The following is a 19,353-nucleotide window of genomic DNA, read 5'->3' on the forward strand; positions in this document are numbered from 1 at the left end:
CGCTAAAAAAACAACAACCCCCCCACCCTACCCCACCCCCACGCCCTCCCCCCCTCCCCCGCCCCCCCCCCGGCCCGCGGGGCGGCGGGCGGCGCGGCCCGCGCCGCCGGACGCCCACGCCCACCGGTCGGTCTGTGCGCCGCGCTCATGTCCGCCGGATCGCCGCCGCGCCCGTCGGACGGCGCGGCGGGTCAGGCCCACTCCTCCCGACGTTCCGCATCGCGGCGGGCCAGCGGTCGAGGGGTGACCGCGCCGGCCGGCCGGGGGGTGGCCGTGCCGGTCGGTCGCGGCGTCACCACACCGGTCGCCCGGAACCGGACCGAGTCCGCCGCCAGATCCGGGTGCTCCACGGCGAACGCCAACGCCGCCGCCTCCTCCAGACCCAACTCGCCGCCCTCGCCGTAGGCCGCGTCGAAGGCCGCGTCGCCGAGGGTGCGCCGCAGCTCGACCTGCCGCTCCTGCCAGTACGTGGCGAAGATGCCCGGAGTGCCCCGCAACCGGGCCCGGGTGGCCTGGGCCGCGCCGAACAACCGGGCCGCCGTCACCGGCTCCCCGCCCAGCGCACACCGCACCGCCACCGCGTTCACCGTGTCGCAGGCCCGCCCGTGGTAGCCGTGCCCCATCCGGGCCCGCAGCGCCACCAACAGGTGGTCGTGCGCGGCCACCAGGTCGTGCCGGGCCAACGCCACCATGCCCAGCAGCATGTCCACCGACCGGTAGCCCCGCTCCACCGGCCGGGCCGCCTCCGCCGGGCGGGCCGCCCCGAGCAGCTCCGCCGCCTCCGCCAACGCACCCCGCCGCCACAGCAGCTCCGCCAGGTTGTAGACGGCCAGCAGGGCGTCCCCGCTGACCTCCAACTCGCCCGCCCAGTCGATGACCTCCCGGCAGACCCGCTCCGCCTCGGCGAACTGCCCCATGTCGACCAGCGGCGCGGCCCGCCCGGCGAGCACCCGGGCCAGCAGCCCCGCGTCACCGGCCTGCCGGGCCGCCGCCTCCGCCCGCTGCGAGAACCGCAGCTCCTCGGCGAACTCGCCGTCCGCACCGGCGTGCAGCGAGTGCAGGTGGTACGCCGCCGCCAGCTCCGCCTCGGGGATCGCCTCCCCGGTCTCGGCGATCCGCCCGTACAGCCGGAACAGCCACAGCCGGGCCTCCCGGGACAGCCCCCGCTCCCGCCACCACTGGTCCAGCCCACCGGCCAGCAGCAGCCCGGCCCGCGCACTGCCCCCGGTGGCCGACCAGCGCAGCGCCGCCCGCAACTCACGGGCCAGCGGGTCCACCGCGTACAGCGACAGGGTGACCGGCCGGCCGTCCGCCCCGAGGTGGGCCCGGTGCAGCGCGTGCTGGGCCCAGGCCACGTGCCGGTCCCGGGCAGCCTGCTCCTCGCCGGTCTCGACCAGCCGACGCGCCGCGTACGCCCGGATCGGGTCGAGCATCCGGTAGGTGCTGCCGGAGGCGTGCGGCTCGGCCAGCACCATCGACTTGTCCACCAGCACCGACAGCGGATCGAGCGGGTCGTCGGCGAACAGCCACTCCACCGTGGCCAGGTCCACCGGCCCGGCGAAGACCGCCAACCAGCGCAGCAACCGGGCGGACCGGGGCCCCAACGTCCGGTACGACCAGGTGACCGTGGCCTGCATGGTGAGGTGCCGCTCGGTGGCGGAACGCTGCACCGCCCGGTGCGCAGGGCTCGGCGGCGTCTGCCCGGAGGCTGCTGCGACCAGGTCCACGGTGTCCTGCTGGTTGCCCGCCCAACCCCGCTCGGCGGGTGGCTCCGGGGCGTCCCGCCCGGCGTCGAGAGTGCCCAGCATGTCGTCCAGCCGGGCGGCCAACTGACCGGCGGAGAGCACCCGCAGCCGGGCCGCGGCCAACTCGATCGCCAACGGCAGCCCATCCAGCCGCTGCACCACCCGGCGCAGGTCGGCGGCCTCCGTCCACTCCGGCGGGCGACCGCCCCGGGCCGCCGCCGTCCGGTCCAGCAGCAACGCCACCGCGTCGCTCTCGGTACGCCCCGGCTGCGGGTCGACCGCCAGCGGCGGAATCCGCCACACCACCTCACCGAGCAGGCCGAACGCCTCCCGACTGGTGGCCAGCACCCGCAGTCCGCTGCCACCGGCGAGCAGCCGGGAGATCACCTCGGCACAGGCCGCCGGCTGGGCGTCACAGGTGTCGAGGACCACCAGCATCCGCCGGACGGCCGCGTACTCGACCAGGGTGTCCAGGATCGGGCGGCCCGGTTCCGGACGGGCCCCGAGCACGGCGGCGATCGCGAACGCCACCAGCCCCGGGTCGGTGACCGTGGCGATGTCGACGAACCACACCCCGTCCGGGTACGCCTCCACCTGGCCGGACGCCACCTCGACGGCGAGCCGGGTCTTGCCGGCGCCACCCGCACCGACCACGGTGACCAGCCGGTGCCGACGGATCAGCAGATCCAGCTCGACCCGTTCGGTCTCCCGGCCGACGAACGAGGTGACCTGGGTGGGCAGGTTGTGCGCCAACGCCTCGGCGGTACGCGGGCGGGGGAACTGCCGCCCGAGCCCCGGCGCGACGAGTTGGAACAGCCGTTCCCGGTCGTCGAAGCCCCGGAGCCGGTGCAGGCCCAGGTCGATCAGGGTGGCCCCGGTGGGCAGCGGTTCGGCCAGCCGCGCGGTCGACGCCGAGCAGAGCACCTGCCCACCGTGCGCGGCGGCGGCCACCCGGGCGGCCCGGTGCACCTCGGGGCTGGCGTACTCGCCGTCGCGGGGTTCCGCGTAGCCGGTGTGCAGTCCCATCCGTACCTTCGGGGCTGCCTCCGGGTTGGGCCACTCGTGGGTGGACAACGCCCGCTGCGCGGTCAGGCAGGCGGTCAGCGCCGCCGACGCGTCCGGGAAGGCGAGGAAGAACGAGTCCCCCTCGGTCAGCAGCTCCGCGCCGTCGGTCTCGGCCAGCGTGTCGCGCAGCAGGCGACGGTGCTCCCAGAGCACCGGGCGATAGTCCGACCCGAGCAGTTGGGCCAGCCGGGTGGAACCCTCGATGTCGGTGAACACGAAGGTCACCCAACCGCTCGGGAGGTGGATCCGTGGCGACATTCGTGGCACCTCCGCCCTGACGTCGGGGTTCATGCTGCCCTATGGTCAACCGGTCACGCATCGTGAGAACGGTTGGGCGATATCGGACCCAAGGGGGTCACTGACCCTGGCGCACCGACGCGCCACACCGTTACATCGGGTCGTTTCCGACCCGGTCACCAGCCGGTCCGGTCACCGGACGATCCGGTCAGCAGCCGCAGCCGCCCCCGCAACAACCGCCACCGGAGGCGGGACCCGCAGGGGCGCCACCGGCGCCGGAGCCGCCACCACGGCCGGTGACCGCCACGGTGGACAGGAGCTTGACCGTGTCGGCATGCCCCTGGGGGCAGTCGGCCGGCGCACCGGCCTCGGCCATCGGCCGGTTGACCTCGAAGGTGTCGCCGCAGGCGCGGCAGCGGAACTCGTACCGGGGCATGCCCCCACCCTACGGCCGGACCTGACTCCCTGGCCGACATGGGTGATACTCAAACAGTGGTGAGCGGCGAAGATTCGACGGTACGGCCCCTGCGGGCGGCGACCCCACCCGAGGACGTACCCCCCGCTCCGCGGCGCGGCTGGATCCCCCGGCCCCGCCGACCCCACCGGGCCCCCTCGTCCACGCCGGCCCCTACGGCCCCCGCCTCCCCGACGGCCGACGCCGCCGCTCAACCCCGGACCCCCGAGGTCCGGCCGCAGCCGACGACGCCCGAATCGCAGCCGACGACGCCCGGGTCGGAGCCGACGACGCCCGGGTCGGAGTCGGCCCCGACGACCGGCACCGACGGCACACCCGAACCGGCCGTGAAGACCGACGCCGAACCGGCCGCGAAGACCGGTCCCGGTGACGAGGGCGGGTCGGCCGCGAAGGGCGACGGGGGCGACGAGGCCACGCCGGGTACGCAGCCGCCGGCGGGTGGCGGTGCGGTGGCGGGTCGGCGGCGGCGGATCCCGTTCGCGCACGCCGTCCGCCTGCCGCCACCACGGCAGGCGGTGGGCGCCGCGACCCGGGCCACCCGGGCCTGGTCCCGTCGTCCCAGCGGCCGGCTGACGTTGCCCGCCCTGTTCCTGTTCGCGCTGGTCGCGGCGACCGCCGCCGTCGGCGCGGTGGTGGTGCCGGGCGCGGTCCGGGCACCCCGACCGGTGGCGGTGGACGACCCCGCCACCACCGGCTCCGGGTTGCCGTCGGTCGCCACGACCACCGGGATCCCGGTGCTCCCGGGCGGAGGCGTCCCCTCCCTGCCGCCGGCCGGCTTCCCACCGGGCGGGGTCGCGCCGACCGGACCGGTCGCCCCCACCGCCGCCGGCCGGCCCGCCGACGCGCTGGGTGACTGGGCCCGGGTCACCGGCACCAAGGTGGCCGTCTCCCCGATCGCCATGCAGGCGTACGGCTACGCCGAGCTGGTGCTCGCCCGGACGAACCCGAGCTGCCGGCTGAGCTGGACCACACTCGCCGCGATCGGCTACGTGGAGTCCCGGCACGGGCAGGCCAACGGCGCGACGCTCGGACCGGACGGCCGGGCCGTACCGGAGATCATCGGTGATCCGCTCGACGGCAAGGGCGGGCGGTCCCTGATCCGGGACACCGACGGCGGGCTGTTCGACCGGGACACCGTCTACGACCGGGCGATCGGACCGATGCAGTTCATCCCCACCACCTGGGAGCAGGTCGGGGCGGACGCCGACAACGACGGCCGCAAGGACCCGCACGACCTGGACGACACCGCGCTCGCCGCCGGCAACTACCTGTGCCAGGGCGGCCGGAACATGACCATCCCCGGCGACTGGTGGGGGGCCATCCTCTCCTACAACGACGTCCGCCGGTACGCACAGGACGTCTTCGACAAGGCCCACGAGTACGGGCGCGCAAGCCGTACGTGAGGTGATCGTTCGCATACATTGGCGGACCGGACACTTCCCCCGAAGAGCCGTTGACGGCAAGCTAGACGCGTGATGGTGCGCGAGTGGGATCCCCGAACCGCGTCGTCCGCCGAGATCGGCTCCGTACTGGACACGCTGAACGCGGTCCTCGCCGCCGATCTCCCGCAGGACCCGCCCTGGCGGGAGGATTCCCTGCGGGAGTACCTCTCCGAGGTGATGCCCGGCGAACGACGCATCTCCTGGGTGGCGGAGGACGATCCGCCGGCCGGAGGCGGCCACGGCACCATCCTCGGGCACGTGCACGTGCTGCTGCTCGGGGACATCGGCGTGCTGGAGGTCCTGGTGCACCCGGCGGTGCGCCGCAGCGGGCTCGGCCGGGAGTTGGTGCGCACCGCCGCCCGACGGGTCTACCAGGAGGGCTTCCAGTCGATCGGGGTCGAGGTCGTCGGGGACACCCCCGCGATCGGCTTCTACTCGTCGCTGGGCTTCACCCGCGAGTACGTCGAGACCCGCAGCGTGCTCGACCTGGGCACGGTCGACTGGACGGCGCTCACCGAGATGGCGGCCGGCGTCGACCCGGGTTACCACCTGGAGTTCTACCCGGGTGGGCCGTCCGACGACCTGATCGAGGCGTACGCGCGGGCCAAGGCCGAGGTGCGCGACGTCGACGACGGCGAACTGCGCCCCAGCTCGTACGATCCGCAGCGGCTGCGGGACAGCCTCGACACGCTGCACCGCCGGGGCATGAAGCCGTACATCGTGCTGGCCCTCCAGGAGCGCACCGGCACGGTGGCCGGCCTGACCGAGGTGGTGGTGCCGGTCCAGCACCCCACCCGCGCCGACCAGTACGACACCATCGTGGTGCGTGACCACCAGGGCTACGGCATCGACCGGGCGATCAAGGCGCGGATGCTGCTGGAGCTGCGGTCCGCCGAGCCGGAGCTGACCGAGGTGCAGACCTGGAACGCCCAGGCCAACGAGGCGATGCTGAAGGTCAACGCCGAGTTGGGCTACCAGGCCGACCGGGACTGGTGCGAATACAGCGTGGACGTCGCCGAACTGGTGCACCGGCTCGACGCCCAGCGCTGAGCAGGGCGGCCGGCGGCGTCCGATCGAGGGCGTCGGGCGGCACTGTCGCGAATTCACCACATCGCCCCCGGGGGGATGGACGGCGGACAGCGACGCACCTTAACGTGCGTTGGTTCCCGTCCACCCATCGTGGAGGCCCCATGCGCCTGCGCCGCAGATTCGCCGCGCTCGCCACCGTCGCCGTCGTCGCCGTACCGGTGCTCGGCGTCGCTCCCACTGCGGCCACCGCCGCGCCCACCGACCTGTTCATCTCCGAGTACGTCGAAGGCTCGTCCAACAACAAGGCGATCGAGCTGTACAACGGCACCGGCGCGGCGGTCGACCTGACCGCCGGTGGCTACCAGCTCCAGCTCTATTTCAACGGGGCCACCACGGCCACCACCATCGCCCTCACCGGTACCGTCGCCGCCGGGGACGTCTTCGTCTTCGCCGCCGCCTCGGCCGGGCCGGCGATCCTCGCCCAGGCCGACCAGACCACCGGCGCGAGCCTGTTCAACGGCGACGACGCGATCGTGCTGCGTCGGGGTGCCGTCGTGCTCGACGCGATCGGGCAGGTGGGCGTCGACCCGGGCAGCGAGTGGGGCAGCGGGCTGACCAGCACCGCCGACAACACGCTGCGCCGGCTGCCTGCGGTGTCCAGCGGGGACACCGACCCGTCGGACGCGTTCGACCCGGCCGCCCAGTGGGCCGGGTTCGCCACCGACACCTTCGACGGGCTGGGCGCGCACACCCTCGACGGCGGCGGCCCGGTGGATCAGCCGGCCGTGCTGACCTGCGGCGGGACGTTGACCATCGAGGCCGGCGCGACCGGCACCCGGGAGGTGACCGGCACCGACCCGGACGACACGATCGTCGACCTGGCGGTCACCGCGGTCACCCCGGCCCCGGCGAGCGGCTCGATCAGCCGTACCGCGTTCACCCCGGCGACCGCGCCGGGGGGCACGGCGACCGCGACGGTGACCGCCACCGGCCTGCCCGCCGGCACCTACACGGTCACCGTGACCGCGACGGACGCCGACGGCGGCACCGCCACCTGCCCGCTCACCGTGCAGGCCAACGGGGTGCTGTCGGTGGGCCAGGTGCAGGGCCCGACCCGCGACGACGAGAACCCGCGCACCGACCGGTCGCCGCTCGCCCCGCCCTCCGGCACCGGCACCAGCCCGCTGCTGTACGACGTGCGGGGCGTGATCACCCAGAAGTCGCTGACCCGCACCTCGGCCGGCGCCGACCAGTACGGCTTCTACCTGCAGAGCCGCACCGGCACCGAGGACGGCGACCCGCTCAGCTCGGACGGGATCTTCGTCTTCATGGGCGCGTTCACCACGCTGATCGGCGGCTACGCGCCGACCGTCGGCGACGAGGTGGTGCTGCGCGGCCGGGTGTCGGAGTATTTCGACCAGACCCAGCTCTCCGGTGCCTCGCTGGTCCGCCGGCTCGACACCGGACTCGACGCGAACACCGCCGTGACGGTGGACGACGCGGTCCCGCCGGCCGACGCTTCGGCGGCCGACCGGTTCTGGGAGCGGCACGAGGGGGCCCGCCTGCGGGTCCGCAGCGGCTCCGGCGTCACCGGCCCCCGGGACGTGTTCGGCTCCACCGCCGACTCCGAGGTGTGGGTGGTGGACCGGGCGGATCCGCTGCTGAAGCGGGCCGACCCGTACGCCCGCCGGGTCTTCCGGGACGCCCACCCGCTGGACGACGTGCCGGGGCAGCTCTTCGACAACGGCAACGGGCAGCGCATCCTGCTCGGCGGTGGCGGCGTGAAGGCCACCGCCGGTGACTCGACGGCGCTGCTCCCGCCCGCGCGTACCTTCGACACCCTCACCGCCGACGCGTTCGGTGCGGTGTCGTACGGCTTCAGCAAGTTCAGCGTGCAGCCGGAGTCGCTGGCCCTGACCGCCGGGGTGGACCCGGCGACGAACAACCCGCCGCGCCCGGCGGACCGGGCCCGGGAGGTCGCGGTGGCGACCTACAACGTGGAGAACCTGTACGACTTCCGCGACGACCCGTTCGACGGCTGCGACTTCACCGGCAACGCGGGCTGCCCGGGGGTGTCCCCGCCGTTCGACTACGTGCCGGCGGGCGAGGCCGACTACCGGGAGCACCTGTCGGAGCTTGCCGCGCAGATCCGCACCGACCTGCACGCCCCGGATCTGATCCTGGTGCAGGAGGCCGAGGACCAGGACATCTGCTCGGTCTCCGGCACCAGCCTGGTCTGCGGCACCACCGACAACGCCGACGGCGCACCGGACACCCTCCAGGATCTGGCGCTGGCGATCCGGGCCGCCGGTGGTCCCGCCTACGCGGCGGCGTACGACCGCACCGGCGCGGACGCCCGGGGCATCACCTCGGCGTTCCTGTACCGCACGGACCGGTTGTCGCTGGCCGGGGCGACCGCCACCGATCCGCTGCTGGGTTCCGCGCCCACGGTGCAGTACCGGTCGGCGGGGCTGGCGTCCAACGCGGACGTGCAGAACCCGAAGGCGCTCAACGCGGTGCTGCCGGCCGACACCGACACCTCGACGGGCAAGGACGGCAACAACGTCTTCACCCGGGCCCCGCAGCTGGGCAAGTTCGTGGTGAAGTCGACGCCCGGCGGCTCGGAGTCCTACCTGCTGTACGCGCTGAGCAACCACTACTCGTCCGGGCCGGACAGCCGGGTCGGGCAGCGCACCGAGCAGGCCGCGTACGGCGCGGCGATCGTCACCGCGATCGAGGCGGCCGACCCGGACGCCCGGGTGGTGTACGGCGGGGACCTGAACGTCTTCCCCCGCCCGGACGACCCGATCGCGACCGGCGCGAACCCGACCCCGTCGGACCAGCTCGGGCCGCTCTACCGGGCCGGCCTGCACAACCTCTGGGACGACCTGGTGGCCGACGTACCGTCGGCGGCGTACTCGTACAGCTTCCAGGGGGCGGCGCAGACGTTGGACAACCTGTTCGTCAACGACGCGCTGCACGCCGACCTGGTGCAGATCCGGGCGGCGCACGTCAACGCGGACTGGCCGGCGGAGTTCACCGGGGACGGCACCCGGGGGGCCAGCGACCACGACCCGCAGGTGGCCCGGTTCCGCAGCCAGCCGTCGCTGCGGGTGGCCGACGCCACCGTGGTGGAGGGCGACCAGGGTGGCAGCACGATGACGTTCCAGGTCACCGTGTCCCGTCCGCTGTCCCAGCCGACCACGCTCTGCGCCGCCACGGTGGGGCTGACCGCGACGGTCGTGCTGGACTTCACCCCGTACGTCGGCTGCCGGACCCTGCCCGCCGGGCAGACCTCGCTGGCGTTCCCGGTGACCGTGCGCGGTGACCGGAAACGGGAGGCGGACGAGAAGATCGCGTTCGCGGTGGCCGGCCCGTTGAACCTGCGGTTCGCCGATCTGCTGGCGACGGGCACCATCACCGACGACGACTGACGGTTGCGCACCTCCGACGGCCCGTCGGTCCGGCTTCCCGCCGGATCGGCGGGCCGTCACCATTGTGGGCGCACCACGCGGGGCGGCGGTGGCACGTTGCGGTACTTCGCCACCCGCACCTCCCACTGGCTCCGGCGTCGCATCGCGTCCCGGACGGCCCGGTTACGGCGGAACGTCTCCGGCGGTCGGGCGAGCCCGTAGACGTCCGCCCACCACTCCCCCGGTTCAGGGTCGAGAATCGTGTCGAGGTGCGACGGGTAGCGGCGCTCGGCACCGTCCCGGGTGTCGTCGCGGTCCCGCATCGGGGTGAGCACCCGGCCGAACTCGTCGACCACGGCCAGCCGGAAGCCGGCCGCCGCGATGATCCGGCGTAGCAGGGCGATGCTCGGGGTGAGCGCACCCGCCTCGATCCGCCCGACCGTGCCGTGGTGCACCCCCGCCCAGCGGGCCAGTTCCCGTTGACTCGCGTCGGCACGCCGCCGGACCGCCCGCACGATGCCCGCCGCCGGCCAGGGCAGGTCGAACGGCCTGCTGAGGAAGGTCGGCGGCTCGTCCCCTTTCCCCTCCGGAGCGGGAGAGGGGGCCGCAGCCGGGGCGGACGGAGCTGCAAGAGCCGGAGCGGACGGGGCCGGAGCGGGCGACGCCGGAGCGGACGGCGCCGGAGCGGACGGGGCCGGAGCGGACGGGGCCGGAGCGGACGGGGCCGGAGCGGAGCCCAGGACGGGGTGGGACGCCGAAGCCGGGCCAGAGCCCGAGGTGGGATGGGCAGCGGGTTCGGGCGGCAGTGCGGGGTCGGTCATGGCGCCACCGTCGCGCCCGGCCAGGCCCTGCCGCAACCCCGCCGTCGTCACCTGTGGACAACTCCGCGACCTGTGGAAAACCCGCATCCTCCACAGACCCCTTCCGATCACGCTGGGTTACTCGGTCGCCTCATCGCCTCAATTACTTTGGGTAACGCAAGCCTGGACGACCCCACCGCCCCCCCAAGATCCATCAGAACACCGTGAACAGCAAGAACGTCTAACCCCTCTCCACCCCGCCCCACTGCCCCACCGACGCTTTGCTCTGCTGCCCCATCCGCGACAGGCACCCAGAGCGAGCGTCGCGCGGATGGCAGCAGAGCAAAGTGCGCGAATGAGGGTAGGTGGAGGGAGGCCAGAAAACGCGGAGAGTAATCAAGACGGCTGCCCGCCGACCGGACGGTGCCGCCGAATTTAGACCCAGCATCGCCAGCGACAGCAGCTCACCGACGGCAGGGCGGGGGACCTTGGGCCGGGGACCTTGGGCCGAGGGCCGGATCCCGGACGGGGCGGGGTGTGGACCGGGGTCGAGGCCGGAGCGGGGACCGGGTCAGGAGAGCGGGACCGGGTGCCGTGGCGAGGACCGGGAGGCCCCAGGTCAAGGAACGAGGGGCCAGATCAGGGAACGGGAGGCCAGGTCAAGGAACGGGGGCCGGAGCAAGGAACGGGGGCCACAAGCCCAGAGGTCAGGGCAGGGAACGAGGAGCCAGGGCAGGAAACAGGGGGCCAGGTCAAGGAACGGGGGCCGGAGCAAGGAACGAGGGCCACAAGCCCAGAGGCCAGGGCAGGGCACGGAGGGCGGACCGGGGGCGGGGGACGCCGACGAGGGTGGGCCACGACGCTCGCGGCACGGACCAAGCCGCCCCGGGAGTCAGTAACGCTGACGGAGCAGCGTCGCGGCTTCCACCGCCCAGTAGGTGAGGATGACCTGCGCGCCGGCCCGCCGGATCGAGGTGAGCGTCTCCAGCATCACCCGCTCGCGGTCGATCCACCCGTTCGCGGCAGCCGCCTCGACCATCGCGTACTCGCCGGAGACCTGGTAGGCGGCGACCGGGACGTCCACGGCGGCCCGGACCGCCGCCACCACGTCGAGGTAGGGCAGCGCGGGCTTCACCATCACCAGGTCGGCGCCCTCGGCCACGTCCAGCTCGACCTCGCGCAGGGACTCCCGCAGGTTGGCCGGGTCCTGCTGGTAGGTGCGCCGGTCGCCGTCGAGCGCCGACTCGACGGCGTCGCGGAACGGGCCGTAGAAGGCGGAGGCGTACTTCGCCGCGTACGCCAGCACCGCCACGTCGGCGTGACCGGCGGCGTCGAGGGCCCGGCGGACCACGCCCACCTGGCCGTCCATCATCCCGGACGGGCCGACCATGCCGACCCCGGCGTCCGCCTGGGCCACCGCCATCTCGGCGTACGCGGCCAGGGTCGCGTCGTTGTCCACCCCGCCGTCGGGGGTGAGCAGCCCGCAGTGCCCGTGCGAGGTGAACTCGTCCAGACACAGGTCACTCATCACCACGGTGGCGTCGCCGACCTCGGCCACCACGTCGCGGATCGCGACGTTCAGGATGCCGTTCGGGTCAATGCCGCCGGAACCGGTCGGGTCCCGTCGCTCGGGCACCCCGAACAGCATGATCCCGCCGACCCCGGCCTGGACCGCCTCCACGGCCGCCTTGCGCAGCGAGTCCCGGGAGTGCTGGAGCACCCCCGGGAGCGACGCGATGGCCCGTGGCCCGGTCAGCCCCTCCTTGACGAACATCGGCACGACCAGCTCGGCCGGGTCGACGCGGGTCTCGGAGACCAGCCGCCGCACGGCCGCGTTACGGCGCAGCCGGCGGGGCCGGATCTCGGGGTACGGCATGAGGGGCCTCCCAGTACGGCTAGCGGAACCTGAGCGCGGTCGGCCCCTGCACCTTCGAACCCCGACGCTGCTTCGCCGGCATGGCGGCGAGCTTCTCGCGCAGTTCGACGGCGTAGGCGGCGAGCGCCTCGACCAGGTCGGGCACCGAGGCGTGCGGCGGCTGCACGTCGACCCGCAGGCCGAACTCCGTCGCGGTCTCCGCCGTCTTGGGCCCGATGACGGCAACAACGGTACGCGCGTGCGGCTTCCCGGCGATACCGACGAGGTTGCGCACCGTGGAGGAGGACGTGAAGAGCACTGCGTCGAACCCGCCCGACTTGATCGCGTCCCGGATCTCGGCGGGCGGCGGGGCGGCCCGGACCGTCCGGTACGCGGTCACGTCGTCGACCTCCCAGCCGCGCTCGGTGAGCCCAGCGGCGAGCGTCTCGGTGGCGATGTCGGCGCGCGGCAGCAGCACCCGGCCGACCGGGTCGAGGATCTCGTCGTGCGGGGAGAACTCGGCCAGCAGCCCTTCGGAGGACTGCTCCCCGGCGGGCACCAGCTCCGGCTGGATGCCGAAGGCGCGCACCGCGTCGGCGGTGGCCTCACCGATACAGGCGATCTTGACGCCGCCGAAGTGCCGGGCGTCCAGTCCGTGCTCGGCGAACTTCTCCCAGACGGCCCGGACCGCGTTCACCGAGGTGAAGATCACCCAGGCGTACCGGCCGTCGACCAGCCCCTTGACCGCCCGCTCCATCTGGGCCGGGGTACGCGGCGGCTCGACCGCGATCGTCGGCACCTCGCACGGGATCGCCCCGTACGCGCGCAGCCGGGCGCTCATCGCCCCGGCCTGCTCCTTCGTCCGGGGGACCAGCACCTTCCAGCCGTACAGCGGGCGGTTCTCCCACCAGCTCAGCCGGTCCCGCTGGCCGACGCCCTCGCCGACGGTGAGCACCACCCGGCCGGTGAAGCCGAGCGCCGCCGCGACGAACGAGTCCACGCTCGACGTGGTGGTGTACTGCGTCTCGCCGGTGCCGTCGCCGGTCACCCCGACCCCGGTGGTGCCGTCCACCCCCGCGGCCAGCAGGCCGTCGCGCACCGCGGCCAGGTCACCGGCGTCGACCGCCAGGGCCAGCGAGCCCCGGGCGACGGCGGCGGCGAGCGCGTCGAAGTCCAGCGTGCCGACGTCCTCGACGTCTGCGGCGGTGCGTACCCCGGGCAACGGCACCCCGGCGTAGGTGGCGACGCCCTCGGCCTGGCCGACGCCCGGCACCACCTCGAAGTGCGCGGCGGTCCGCGCGACGGCCTGCACCTCCTTGACCACCGAGTCGTGGCCGAACGGGTCACCGGCGACCAGGTGCACCGCGTTGAGCCCGGAGCGGGCCGCGCTGATGAGCATCTTCGCCACGTCGCCCGGTACGCCCTCGGCGGGGCTGAACTGGGCGTCGGCCCGGGCCTGGGCGCGCACGACGTCGAGCAGCGACTCGGGGACTCCCCGGTCGTACACCACCTGGTCGGCGTCGGTCAGGGCGTCGTGGGCCCGGCGGGTCAGTAGGCCCGGGTCACCGGGTCCGGCGCCGACGAACGCGATGCGGCCGACGGGCTTACGGGTGCGGGTCATTCTGTGCTCCCAAATTGCTGGGTCCCCGGGCCGGTGCTTCCTTCGTGGCCGAGGATCGAGTCGGCGCCGAGTTCGAGGAGTTCGGCGGCGAGTGCCTTGCCGATCTCCGCCGCGTCGGCGGGCGTTCCGGTGCGGGACAGCCGGAGGTCTCGGGAACCGTCCGGGCTGATCACCGCCCCGCGCAGGTAAATCTCGTCACCGTTCTCACCTTCGGCGAGTTCGGCGTAGGCGGCGACCGGGGCGGAGCACCCGGCCTCCAGGGTGGCCAGCAGCGCCCGTTCCGCGACGACCGCGGCCCGCGACGGTGCGTGGTCGAGCACGGCGAGCAGCTCGACCAGGTCGGAGTCGTCGGCCCGGCACTCCACGGCCAGCGCGCCCTGGGCGGGCGCGGGCAGCATCAGCATCGGGTCGAGCGTTTCGGTGATCACGTCGGTCCGGCCGAGCCGGGCCAGCCCGGCCCGGGCCAGCACGACCGCGTCGAGGTCGGCGTCCGGGCCGAGCACCCGGCCGAGCCGGGTGTCGACGTTGCCCCGGATCGGGGTGACCTCCAGTTGCAGGCCGAGGGCGTGCAGCTGGGCGATGCGGCGCAGCGCGCCGGTGCCGACCACAGCCCCGGGCGGCAGCTCCGCGAGGGTACGACCACCGGTGGCGACCAGCGCGTCACGCGGGTCCTGCCGGGGCGGCACCGCCGCGACGTGCAGCCCACTCGCCTCGGCGGTGGGTAGATCCTTGTAGGAGTGCACGGCGAGGTCGATGGTGCGGGCGGTCAACGCGTCGCGCAGCGCCGAGACGAAGACGCCGACGCCGAGGCGCTGCACCGGCGCGGACGACCGGTCCCCGGCGGTGACCACCTCGACCAGCTCGACGGCGCGGCCGGTCGCCGCGGTGATCGCCTCGGCGACGTGGCCGGACTGGGCCATCGCCAGGGCGCTGCCCCGGGTGCCGAGGCGCAGGGGGGTACTCATCGCTCACCTCCGGTGGGCGGCTGGTCGGAGTCGGTCGTCGGCACGTCGGCGACCTCGAACGATCCATGGCCGGTCTCGACCACGTCGGGCACCGAGTCGACCGGCGAGGTCTGCGGCACCTGCAGGTCGAACAGCTCGCGCAGCAGCGCGGCGTACTGGTCGCCACCCGGTTCGGCGGCGAGCTGGCGGACCTTGACGGTGGGCTGGTGCAGCAGCCGCTGCACCACCCGGTGCACGGTCCGGGCGACCTCGGCGCGCTGCTCGTCGCTGAAGTCCGGGCGACGCTGGGTGAGCCGACGCAGCTCGGCGGTCACCACGTCGTCGGCGCGTCCGCGCAGGGCGGCCACGGTGGGTGCCACGTCGGCGCCGCGCAGCCAGCTCAGGAACGCCTCGACCTCGGTGGCCACGATCCGGCCGACCTCGGCGGCGTCGGCGGCGGCCGGGCCGTCGGCGAGCAGGGTGGCCATCCGGTCGATGTCGATCACCTCGACGCCGGGCAGCCCGGCCACCTCGGGTGCGACGTCGCGGGGGACGGCGAGGTCGAGCAGGACCAGCGGCCCCCGGTCGGGGTCGCGGCGGGCGAGCGCACCGGTCACCACGTCGACGGTGAGGACCGGTTCGGTGGCCGCGGTGGCGGCCACTACGATGTCCACTGTGGAGAGCGCGGGGACGAGTCCGGCGATCGGGACGGCGTTCGCCCCGTACGACTCGGCCAACCGGACCGCCCGGTCGACGCCCCGGTTGGTGACGGTGAGCGGGCCGGCGTCCCGGCGGGACAGCGTCGCCACGCTCAGCGCGCCCATCGCACCCGCGCCGACCACCAGGGCCGGCCGGCCGGTGAGGCCACCGTCGAGCAGCTCGGCGGTGAGGTCCAGGGCGGCGGTGACGACGCTCTGCCCGGCCCGGTCGATGTTGGTCTCGGCGTGGGCCCGTTTGCCGACCCGCAGCGCCTGCTGCATCAGCTCGTGCAGCAGCCGCCCGGCGGTGTCCGCGCCGGAGGCCCAGTGGTAGGCGTCGCGGAGCTGGCCGAGGATCTGCGCCTCGCCCACGACCATCGAGTCCAGTCCGGCGGCGACCCGGAAGACGTGGTCGACGGCGGCGGCGTCGTAGTGCACGTAGAGGTGGTTGGCGAACGCGGCGGGTGGGGCGCCGGCCTGCTCGGCGAGGACCGCGCAGATGTCGCCCAGGCCGCCGTGGAAACCGGACACGGCGGCGTAGACCTCCACCCGGTTGCAGGTGGAGACGAGCACCGCCTCGGCGACGTACGGCTGGGCGACCAGGCGGTCCAGGGTGCGGGTGAGGTCGGCGGGGGCGACTGCCAACTGCTCCAGGGTAGCCACGGGAGCGGTGCGGTAGGACGCGCCGACGACGAGCAGCTTCACGTGCCGATCGCCTCCTGGGTGTCGGGGGTCGTGAGCCCGCCGGGCAGGGCGGTGAGGGCGGAGCCGCCGGTGGCGGGCAGCGCGGTCAGCGACGCCTTGCGGTGCTCGTGGAAGGACAGGATCTGCAGCTCGATGGCGAGGTCGACCTTGCGCACGTCGACCCCGTCCGGCACCGAGAGTACGCACGGCGCGAAGTTGAGGATGCTCGTGACGCCGACGGCGACCAGTTGCTCGGCCACCGCCTGGGCGGCCGGGGCCGGGGTGGCGATCACGCCGATCGAGATGGCCTCCTCGGCGGCGACCCGGGGCAGCTCGTCGACGTGCCGGACGACCAACCCGTTGATCATCTCGCCGACCCGGGACGTGTCGGCGTCGAAGAGGGCCGCGATCCGGAAGCCCCGTCCGGCGAAGCCGGCGTAGCCGGCCAGGGCGTGACCGAGATTACCCACCCCGACCAGGGCGACGGCCCGCCGTTGGGTGAGCCCGAGCACGAACTCGATCTGGTCGATCAGCAGGGCGACGTCGTAGCCGACGCCCCGGGTGCCGTACGAGCCGAGGTGGGAGAGGTCCTTGCGGAGCTTGGCGGAGTTGACTCCGGCCGCCCCGGCCAGGCCCTCGCTGGAGACCGTCTCGTGGCCGGCGTCGGCGAGGTTGTGCAGGGCGCGGAGATACTCGGGGAGCCGCGCGACGGTCGCCTCCGGGAGGTCCGGGAGCGCCGGTACGGCACCGGCGCGGCCGGGCACGCCAGGGTGACGGTGCTGACTCATGAGACTCCGTGCGGTGCGATCCTCGGCCGGCTCCGGTGCCCGCCCGTTGGGGGACCCCCGCCGGTGGCCGGGTGAGCCGGCCGTGCTAGCAGGGCGCGTCGAAACTACAGAGTAGGCGCTTGTGAAGACGTGCACAAATCGCGATCTTGCTGAATCGCGGCACTCCTCCACCAGCTCCCCCATCCCGCAAGATCGATCCGGCACGCCAAGGGTGCCGCCGCGCGATTATTACGCAATCCCGACTTCCCTCACCAATCGCGCGCGACTGCTGACCCACCGTGATCCGCGCCACCCTAGAGCTGGGGAGTGGTCAGATCCTTGAGCAACCGCTCCTCCTCCACCCGCCAGTACCCGTGCTCCTTGCCGTCGAGCAGCACCACCGGCAGCCGGTCGCCGTACTCGCGCTCCAGCTCGACGTCGCCGGTCACGTCCTTCTCGACCCACCGGTCGCCGGTGACCGCCACCACCCGCTCCAGGGCGGCCTTGGCGTCCTCGCACAGGTGACAACCGGGTCGGGTGATCAGGGCGAGCCGGGCGGCAGTGGACATCGGGACCTCCGGGTACGGGGCGGCCGAACTCGGCCGCGACGGGGATGCGCGCGGTGCACGGACCGGTGCGCACGGGTGCCGGATGCCCGGCGACACGCGCCGGGCACGCCCGCCCAGTCTCGCCCGTCCACCGGTGCGCCACACCCGGGACGGCCGAGCCGGTCGCGCAGTGGCCGAGTCTGGCACGCCCCCGACCGCCCGGCCAGGCCCACACACCGTACGGTCACGCAGCGTCAACGGGCCCGCCCGAACGGAGGGCCGATCCGGGTCCCCGACCGCGCCGGGACGGGGCCGGGAACACCGGTGAACGGACCGGCGCCACGGCGTGTCGTCGACCGCCGACCACCCCACTGAGCTGCAATTTCCACCCCAGATCAAGTCGCGACGTGAAAGTCAACCGACCACGACGGACAACCGGTCCGCCAAGGCTGTGCGGCCCCGGCAAATACTTTGGCCCTGTGTAACGGACTTGGCACACACGGGTGACGTTGGCCCTATCATCACTCGGGTCGGCTCACCCCATTTGCCGTGAGTCGACACCCCTCAGCCCGAGGAGGCCCCCGTGCCTGTGCGCGCATTGGACCAGCACCTCAAGGGGATCTGCCGCGCGTCGGCACCCCACCACACGGCCCTGTCCGACAGGGACAGACCCGGCGCGGCGGCTGCCCGCCGCCGTCCGGGCCCGGCCGTGTCGCGCCCTCGGGAGGCCCGATGACCGCCTTCGGCTACCCGGATCATCCCACCGGGCTGACCGGGCCGACGCCCCGCGCATCGGTGAACGAACGGTTGGACCCGGCCCGCCCGGAGGCGGCGTCCCGCCGGGTGCACCAGCGTCCACACCCCAACGAGGCGGCACCCCGGCCCGCCGCGCCCGGTGGCAACGCCACCCCGGCCGGCCGGGTGACCTCACCCGCCCGGCCACCCACCATGCCCACGCAGAGCCGCCGGGTCGGCGACCCCCCCGCCGTGACCGATCCGACCGGCGGGGAGACCGCCGTCATCCCGGCCGTACCGGCCGACGACACCGCACTGATCCCGGCCGTACCGACCGACGACACCGCACTGATCCCGGCCGTACCGACCGACGACACCGCACTGGTCCCGGCCGTGCCGACCGACGACACCGCACGCCCGACGGCCCCGGCCCCCGCCCCGGCCGGCACCACCGCGACGCCCACCGGCACCCCGCCCACCGGCTTTCCGAGCCGACCCGACCCGTCCGACCCGGCCACCGAGGTCTGGACGCTGGTCGAACGGGCGCAGGCCGGCGAGGCCGAGGCGTTCGGACTGATCTACGACCGGTACGTGGACACGGTCTTCCGGTTCGTCTACTTCCGGGTCGGCAACCGCCAACTGGCGGAGGACCTCACCTCGGACACCTTCCTGCGCGCCCTCAAACGGATCGGCAGCTTCACCTGGCAGGGTCGCGACCTGGGCGCCTGGCTGGTCACCATCGCCCGCAACCTGGTCGCCGACCACTTCAAGTCCGGCCGCTACCGGCTGGAGGTGACCACCGGTGACGTACTCGACGCCGACCGGGAGGACCGCGGACCGGAGGGCAGCCCCGAGGCGGCGGTGGTCGAGCACATCACCAACGTCGCGCTGCTCACCGCCGTCACCCGGCTCAACCCGGAACAGCAGGAGTGCATCGTGCTCCGCTTCCTCCAGGGCCTCTCGGTGGCGGAGACGGCCCGGGCGATGGGCAAGAACGAGGGAGCGATCAAGGCGTTGCAGTACCGCGCGGTCCGCGCGCTGGCCCGTCTGCTACCCGACGGTTTCCAGCCCTGACCTGCGGCAACGATCACTCTTCGTGATTTCGCTGCCGGCCGCCCCGTAACCGGTGCCCGGCACGGAGCGTTTCTCCGGGTGCGGCCGGTGGTTGTCCCGGCGCCCCCGGATCCGTCCCGGTCCAGGGCAGCGCCGCCGACCACGACCCTGGTACGACGGTGCACGCCGCCGCCGGTCGCTGGGAACCACCGCGGCCGACCGGCCGTGACCAGCGAGAGGGG

General features: G+C 74.0%; 13 protein-coding genes. 4 read left to right on the forward strand and 9 right to left on the reverse strand.

Translation table 11 applies throughout. The features are described 5' to 3' along the window. Positions 1–191: 191 nt before the first annotated feature. Both AB0K25_RS10135 and AB0K25_RS10140 read right to left on the reverse strand, forming a co-directional pair. Positions 192–3,068: an adenylate/guanylate cyclase domain-containing protein gene (locus AB0K25_RS10135; RefSeq protein WP_357538040.1), complete on the reverse strand. Its 2,877-nt coding sequence runs from the start codon at positions 3,066–3,068 to the stop codon at positions 192–194. A gap of 187 nt (positions 3,069–3,255) precedes the next feature. Further along, the gene (locus AB0K25_RS10140) at positions 3,256–3,483 is read right to left on the reverse strand and encodes a zinc ribbon domain-containing protein (protein WP_208568300.1); all 228 of its coding nucleotides are present in this window, start codon (positions 3,481–3,483) and stop codon (positions 3,256–3,258) included. Positions 3,484–3,539: 56 nt separating this feature from the next. Here AB0K25_RS10140 and AB0K25_RS10145 point away from each other — a divergent pair, with 56 nt between their 5' ends. The 3 genes from AB0K25_RS10145 to AB0K25_RS10155 all read left to right on the forward strand — a co-directional run bounded on the left by AB0K25_RS10145 (position 3,540) and on the right by AB0K25_RS10155 (position 9,427). Then, positions 3,540–4,925, forward strand: a complete 1,386-nt coding sequence (locus tag AB0K25_RS10145; protein ID WP_357538042.1) for a lytic murein transglycosylase — start codon at positions 3,540–3,542, stop codon at positions 4,923–4,925. Positions 4,926–4,997: 72 nt separating this feature from the next. Next, complete coding sequence (locus AB0K25_RS10150; RefSeq protein ID WP_208568329.1) at positions 4,998–6,014, forward strand: GNAT family N-acetyltransferase; 1,017 nt, start codon at positions 4,998–5,000, stop codon at positions 6,012–6,014. A 140-nt stretch (positions 6,015–6,154) separates the two neighbouring features. Continuing rightward, complete coding sequence (locus tag AB0K25_RS10155) at positions 6,155–9,427, forward strand: lamin tail domain-containing protein (protein WP_357538044.1); 3,273 nt, start codon at positions 6,155–6,157, stop codon at positions 9,425–9,427. 56 nt (positions 9,428–9,483) lie between these two features. Here the strand turns inward: AB0K25_RS10155 and AB0K25_RS10160 are convergent, their stop codons facing one another. The 7 genes from AB0K25_RS10160 to AB0K25_RS10190 all read right to left on the reverse strand — a co-directional run bounded on the left by AB0K25_RS10160 (position 9,484) and on the right by AB0K25_RS10190 (position 17,344). Continuing rightward, on the reverse strand, positions 9,484–9,921 hold the full coding sequence (locus AB0K25_RS10160; RefSeq protein WP_307799405.1) for a helix-turn-helix transcriptional regulator: 438 nt from the start codon (positions 9,919–9,921) through the stop codon (positions 9,484–9,486). Positions 9,922–11,098: 1,177 nt separating this feature from the next. Beyond that, positions 11,099–12,082: a porphobilinogen synthase gene (hemB, locus tag AB0K25_RS10165; protein WP_363819618.1), complete on the reverse strand. Its 984-nt coding sequence runs from the start codon at positions 12,080–12,082 to the stop codon at positions 11,099–11,101. A gap of 19 nt (positions 12,083–12,101) precedes the next feature. After that, positions 12,102–13,682, reverse strand: coding sequence for a uroporphyrinogen-III synthase (locus AB0K25_RS10170; protein ID WP_219464863.1), 1,581 nt, complete (start codon positions 13,680–13,682; stop codon positions 12,102–12,104). After that, positions 13,679–14,647, reverse strand: a complete 969-nt coding sequence (gene hemC / locus AB0K25_RS10175; RefSeq protein WP_219464865.1) for a hydroxymethylbilane synthase — start codon at positions 14,645–14,647, stop codon at positions 13,679–13,681. Before hemC ends, AB0K25_RS10170 begins: the two co-directional genes overlap by 4 nt. After that, complete coding sequence (locus AB0K25_RS10180) at positions 14,644–16,029, reverse strand: glutamyl-tRNA reductase (RefSeq protein WP_363819622.1); 1,386 nt, start codon at positions 16,027–16,029, stop codon at positions 14,644–14,646. The genes hemC and AB0K25_RS10180 overlap by 4 nt, the downstream gene beginning before the upstream one ends. Then, positions 16,026–16,796, reverse strand: coding sequence for a redox-sensing transcriptional repressor Rex (locus AB0K25_RS10185; RefSeq protein ID WP_208568307.1), 771 nt, complete (start codon positions 16,794–16,796; stop codon positions 16,026–16,028). Before AB0K25_RS10185 ends, AB0K25_RS10180 begins: the two co-directional genes overlap by 4 nt. A 293-nt stretch (positions 16,797–17,089) precedes the next feature. Continuing rightward, the gene (locus tag AB0K25_RS10190) at positions 17,090–17,344 is read right to left on the reverse strand and encodes a glutaredoxin family protein (RefSeq protein ID WP_208568308.1); all 255 of its coding nucleotides are present in this window, start codon (positions 17,342–17,344) and stop codon (positions 17,090–17,092) included. A gap of 711 nt (positions 17,345–18,055) precedes the next feature. Here AB0K25_RS10190 and AB0K25_RS10195 point away from each other — a divergent pair. After that, complete coding sequence (locus AB0K25_RS10195) at positions 18,056–19,132, forward strand: ECF subfamily RNA polymerase sigma factor, BldN family (protein ID WP_219464866.1); 1,077 nt, start codon at positions 18,056–18,058, stop codon at positions 19,130–19,132. Positions 19,133–19,353: the final 221 nt, after the last annotated feature.

Origin of the sequence: Micromonospora sp. NPDC049257 (genome assembly GCF_040678915.1) — a bacterium.
Taxonomy (GTDB): Bacteria; Actinomycetota; Actinomycetes; order Mycobacteriales; family Micromonosporaceae; genus Micromonospora; species Micromonospora antibiotica.

Excerpts from the sequence above, each read along its gene's own strand:
- AB0K25_RS10135 (WP_357538040.1), bottom strand. The coding sequence starts at position 3,068 with ATGTCGCCACGGATCCACCTCCCGAGCGGTTGGGTGACCTTCGTGTTC.
- AB0K25_RS10140 (WP_208568300.1), bottom strand. The coding sequence starts at position 3,483 with ATGCCCCGGTACGAGTTCCGCTGCCGCGCCTGCGGCGACACCTTCGAG.
- AB0K25_RS10150 (WP_208568329.1), top strand. The coding sequence starts at position 4,998 with ATGGTGCGCGAGTGGGATCCCCGAACCGCGTCGTCCGCCGAGATCGGC.
- AB0K25_RS10155 (WP_357538044.1), top strand. The coding sequence starts at position 6,155 with ATGCGCCTGCGCCGCAGATTCGCCGCGCTCGCCACCGTCGCCGTCGTC.
- hemB (WP_363819618.1), bottom strand. The coding sequence starts at position 12,082 with ATGCCGTACCCCGAGATCCGGCCCCGCCGGCTGCGCCGTAACGCGGCC.
- AB0K25_RS10170 (WP_219464863.1), bottom strand. The coding sequence starts at position 13,682 with ATGACCCGCACCCGTAAGCCCGTCGGCCGCATCGCGTTCGTCGGCGCC.
- hemC (WP_219464865.1), bottom strand. The coding sequence starts at position 14,647 with ATGAGTACCCCCCTGCGCCTCGGCACCCGGGGCAGCGCCCTGGCGATG.
- AB0K25_RS10185 (WP_208568307.1), bottom strand. The coding sequence starts at position 16,796 with ATGAGTCAGCACCGTCACCCTGGCGTGCCCGGCCGCGCCGGTGCCGTA.
- AB0K25_RS10190 (WP_208568308.1), bottom strand. The coding sequence starts at position 17,344 with ATGTCCACTGCCGCCCGGCTCGCCCTGATCACCCGACCCGGTTGTCAC.
- AB0K25_RS10195 (WP_219464866.1), top strand. The coding sequence starts at position 18,056 with ATGACCGCCTTCGGCTACCCGGATCATCCCACCGGGCTGACCGGGCCG.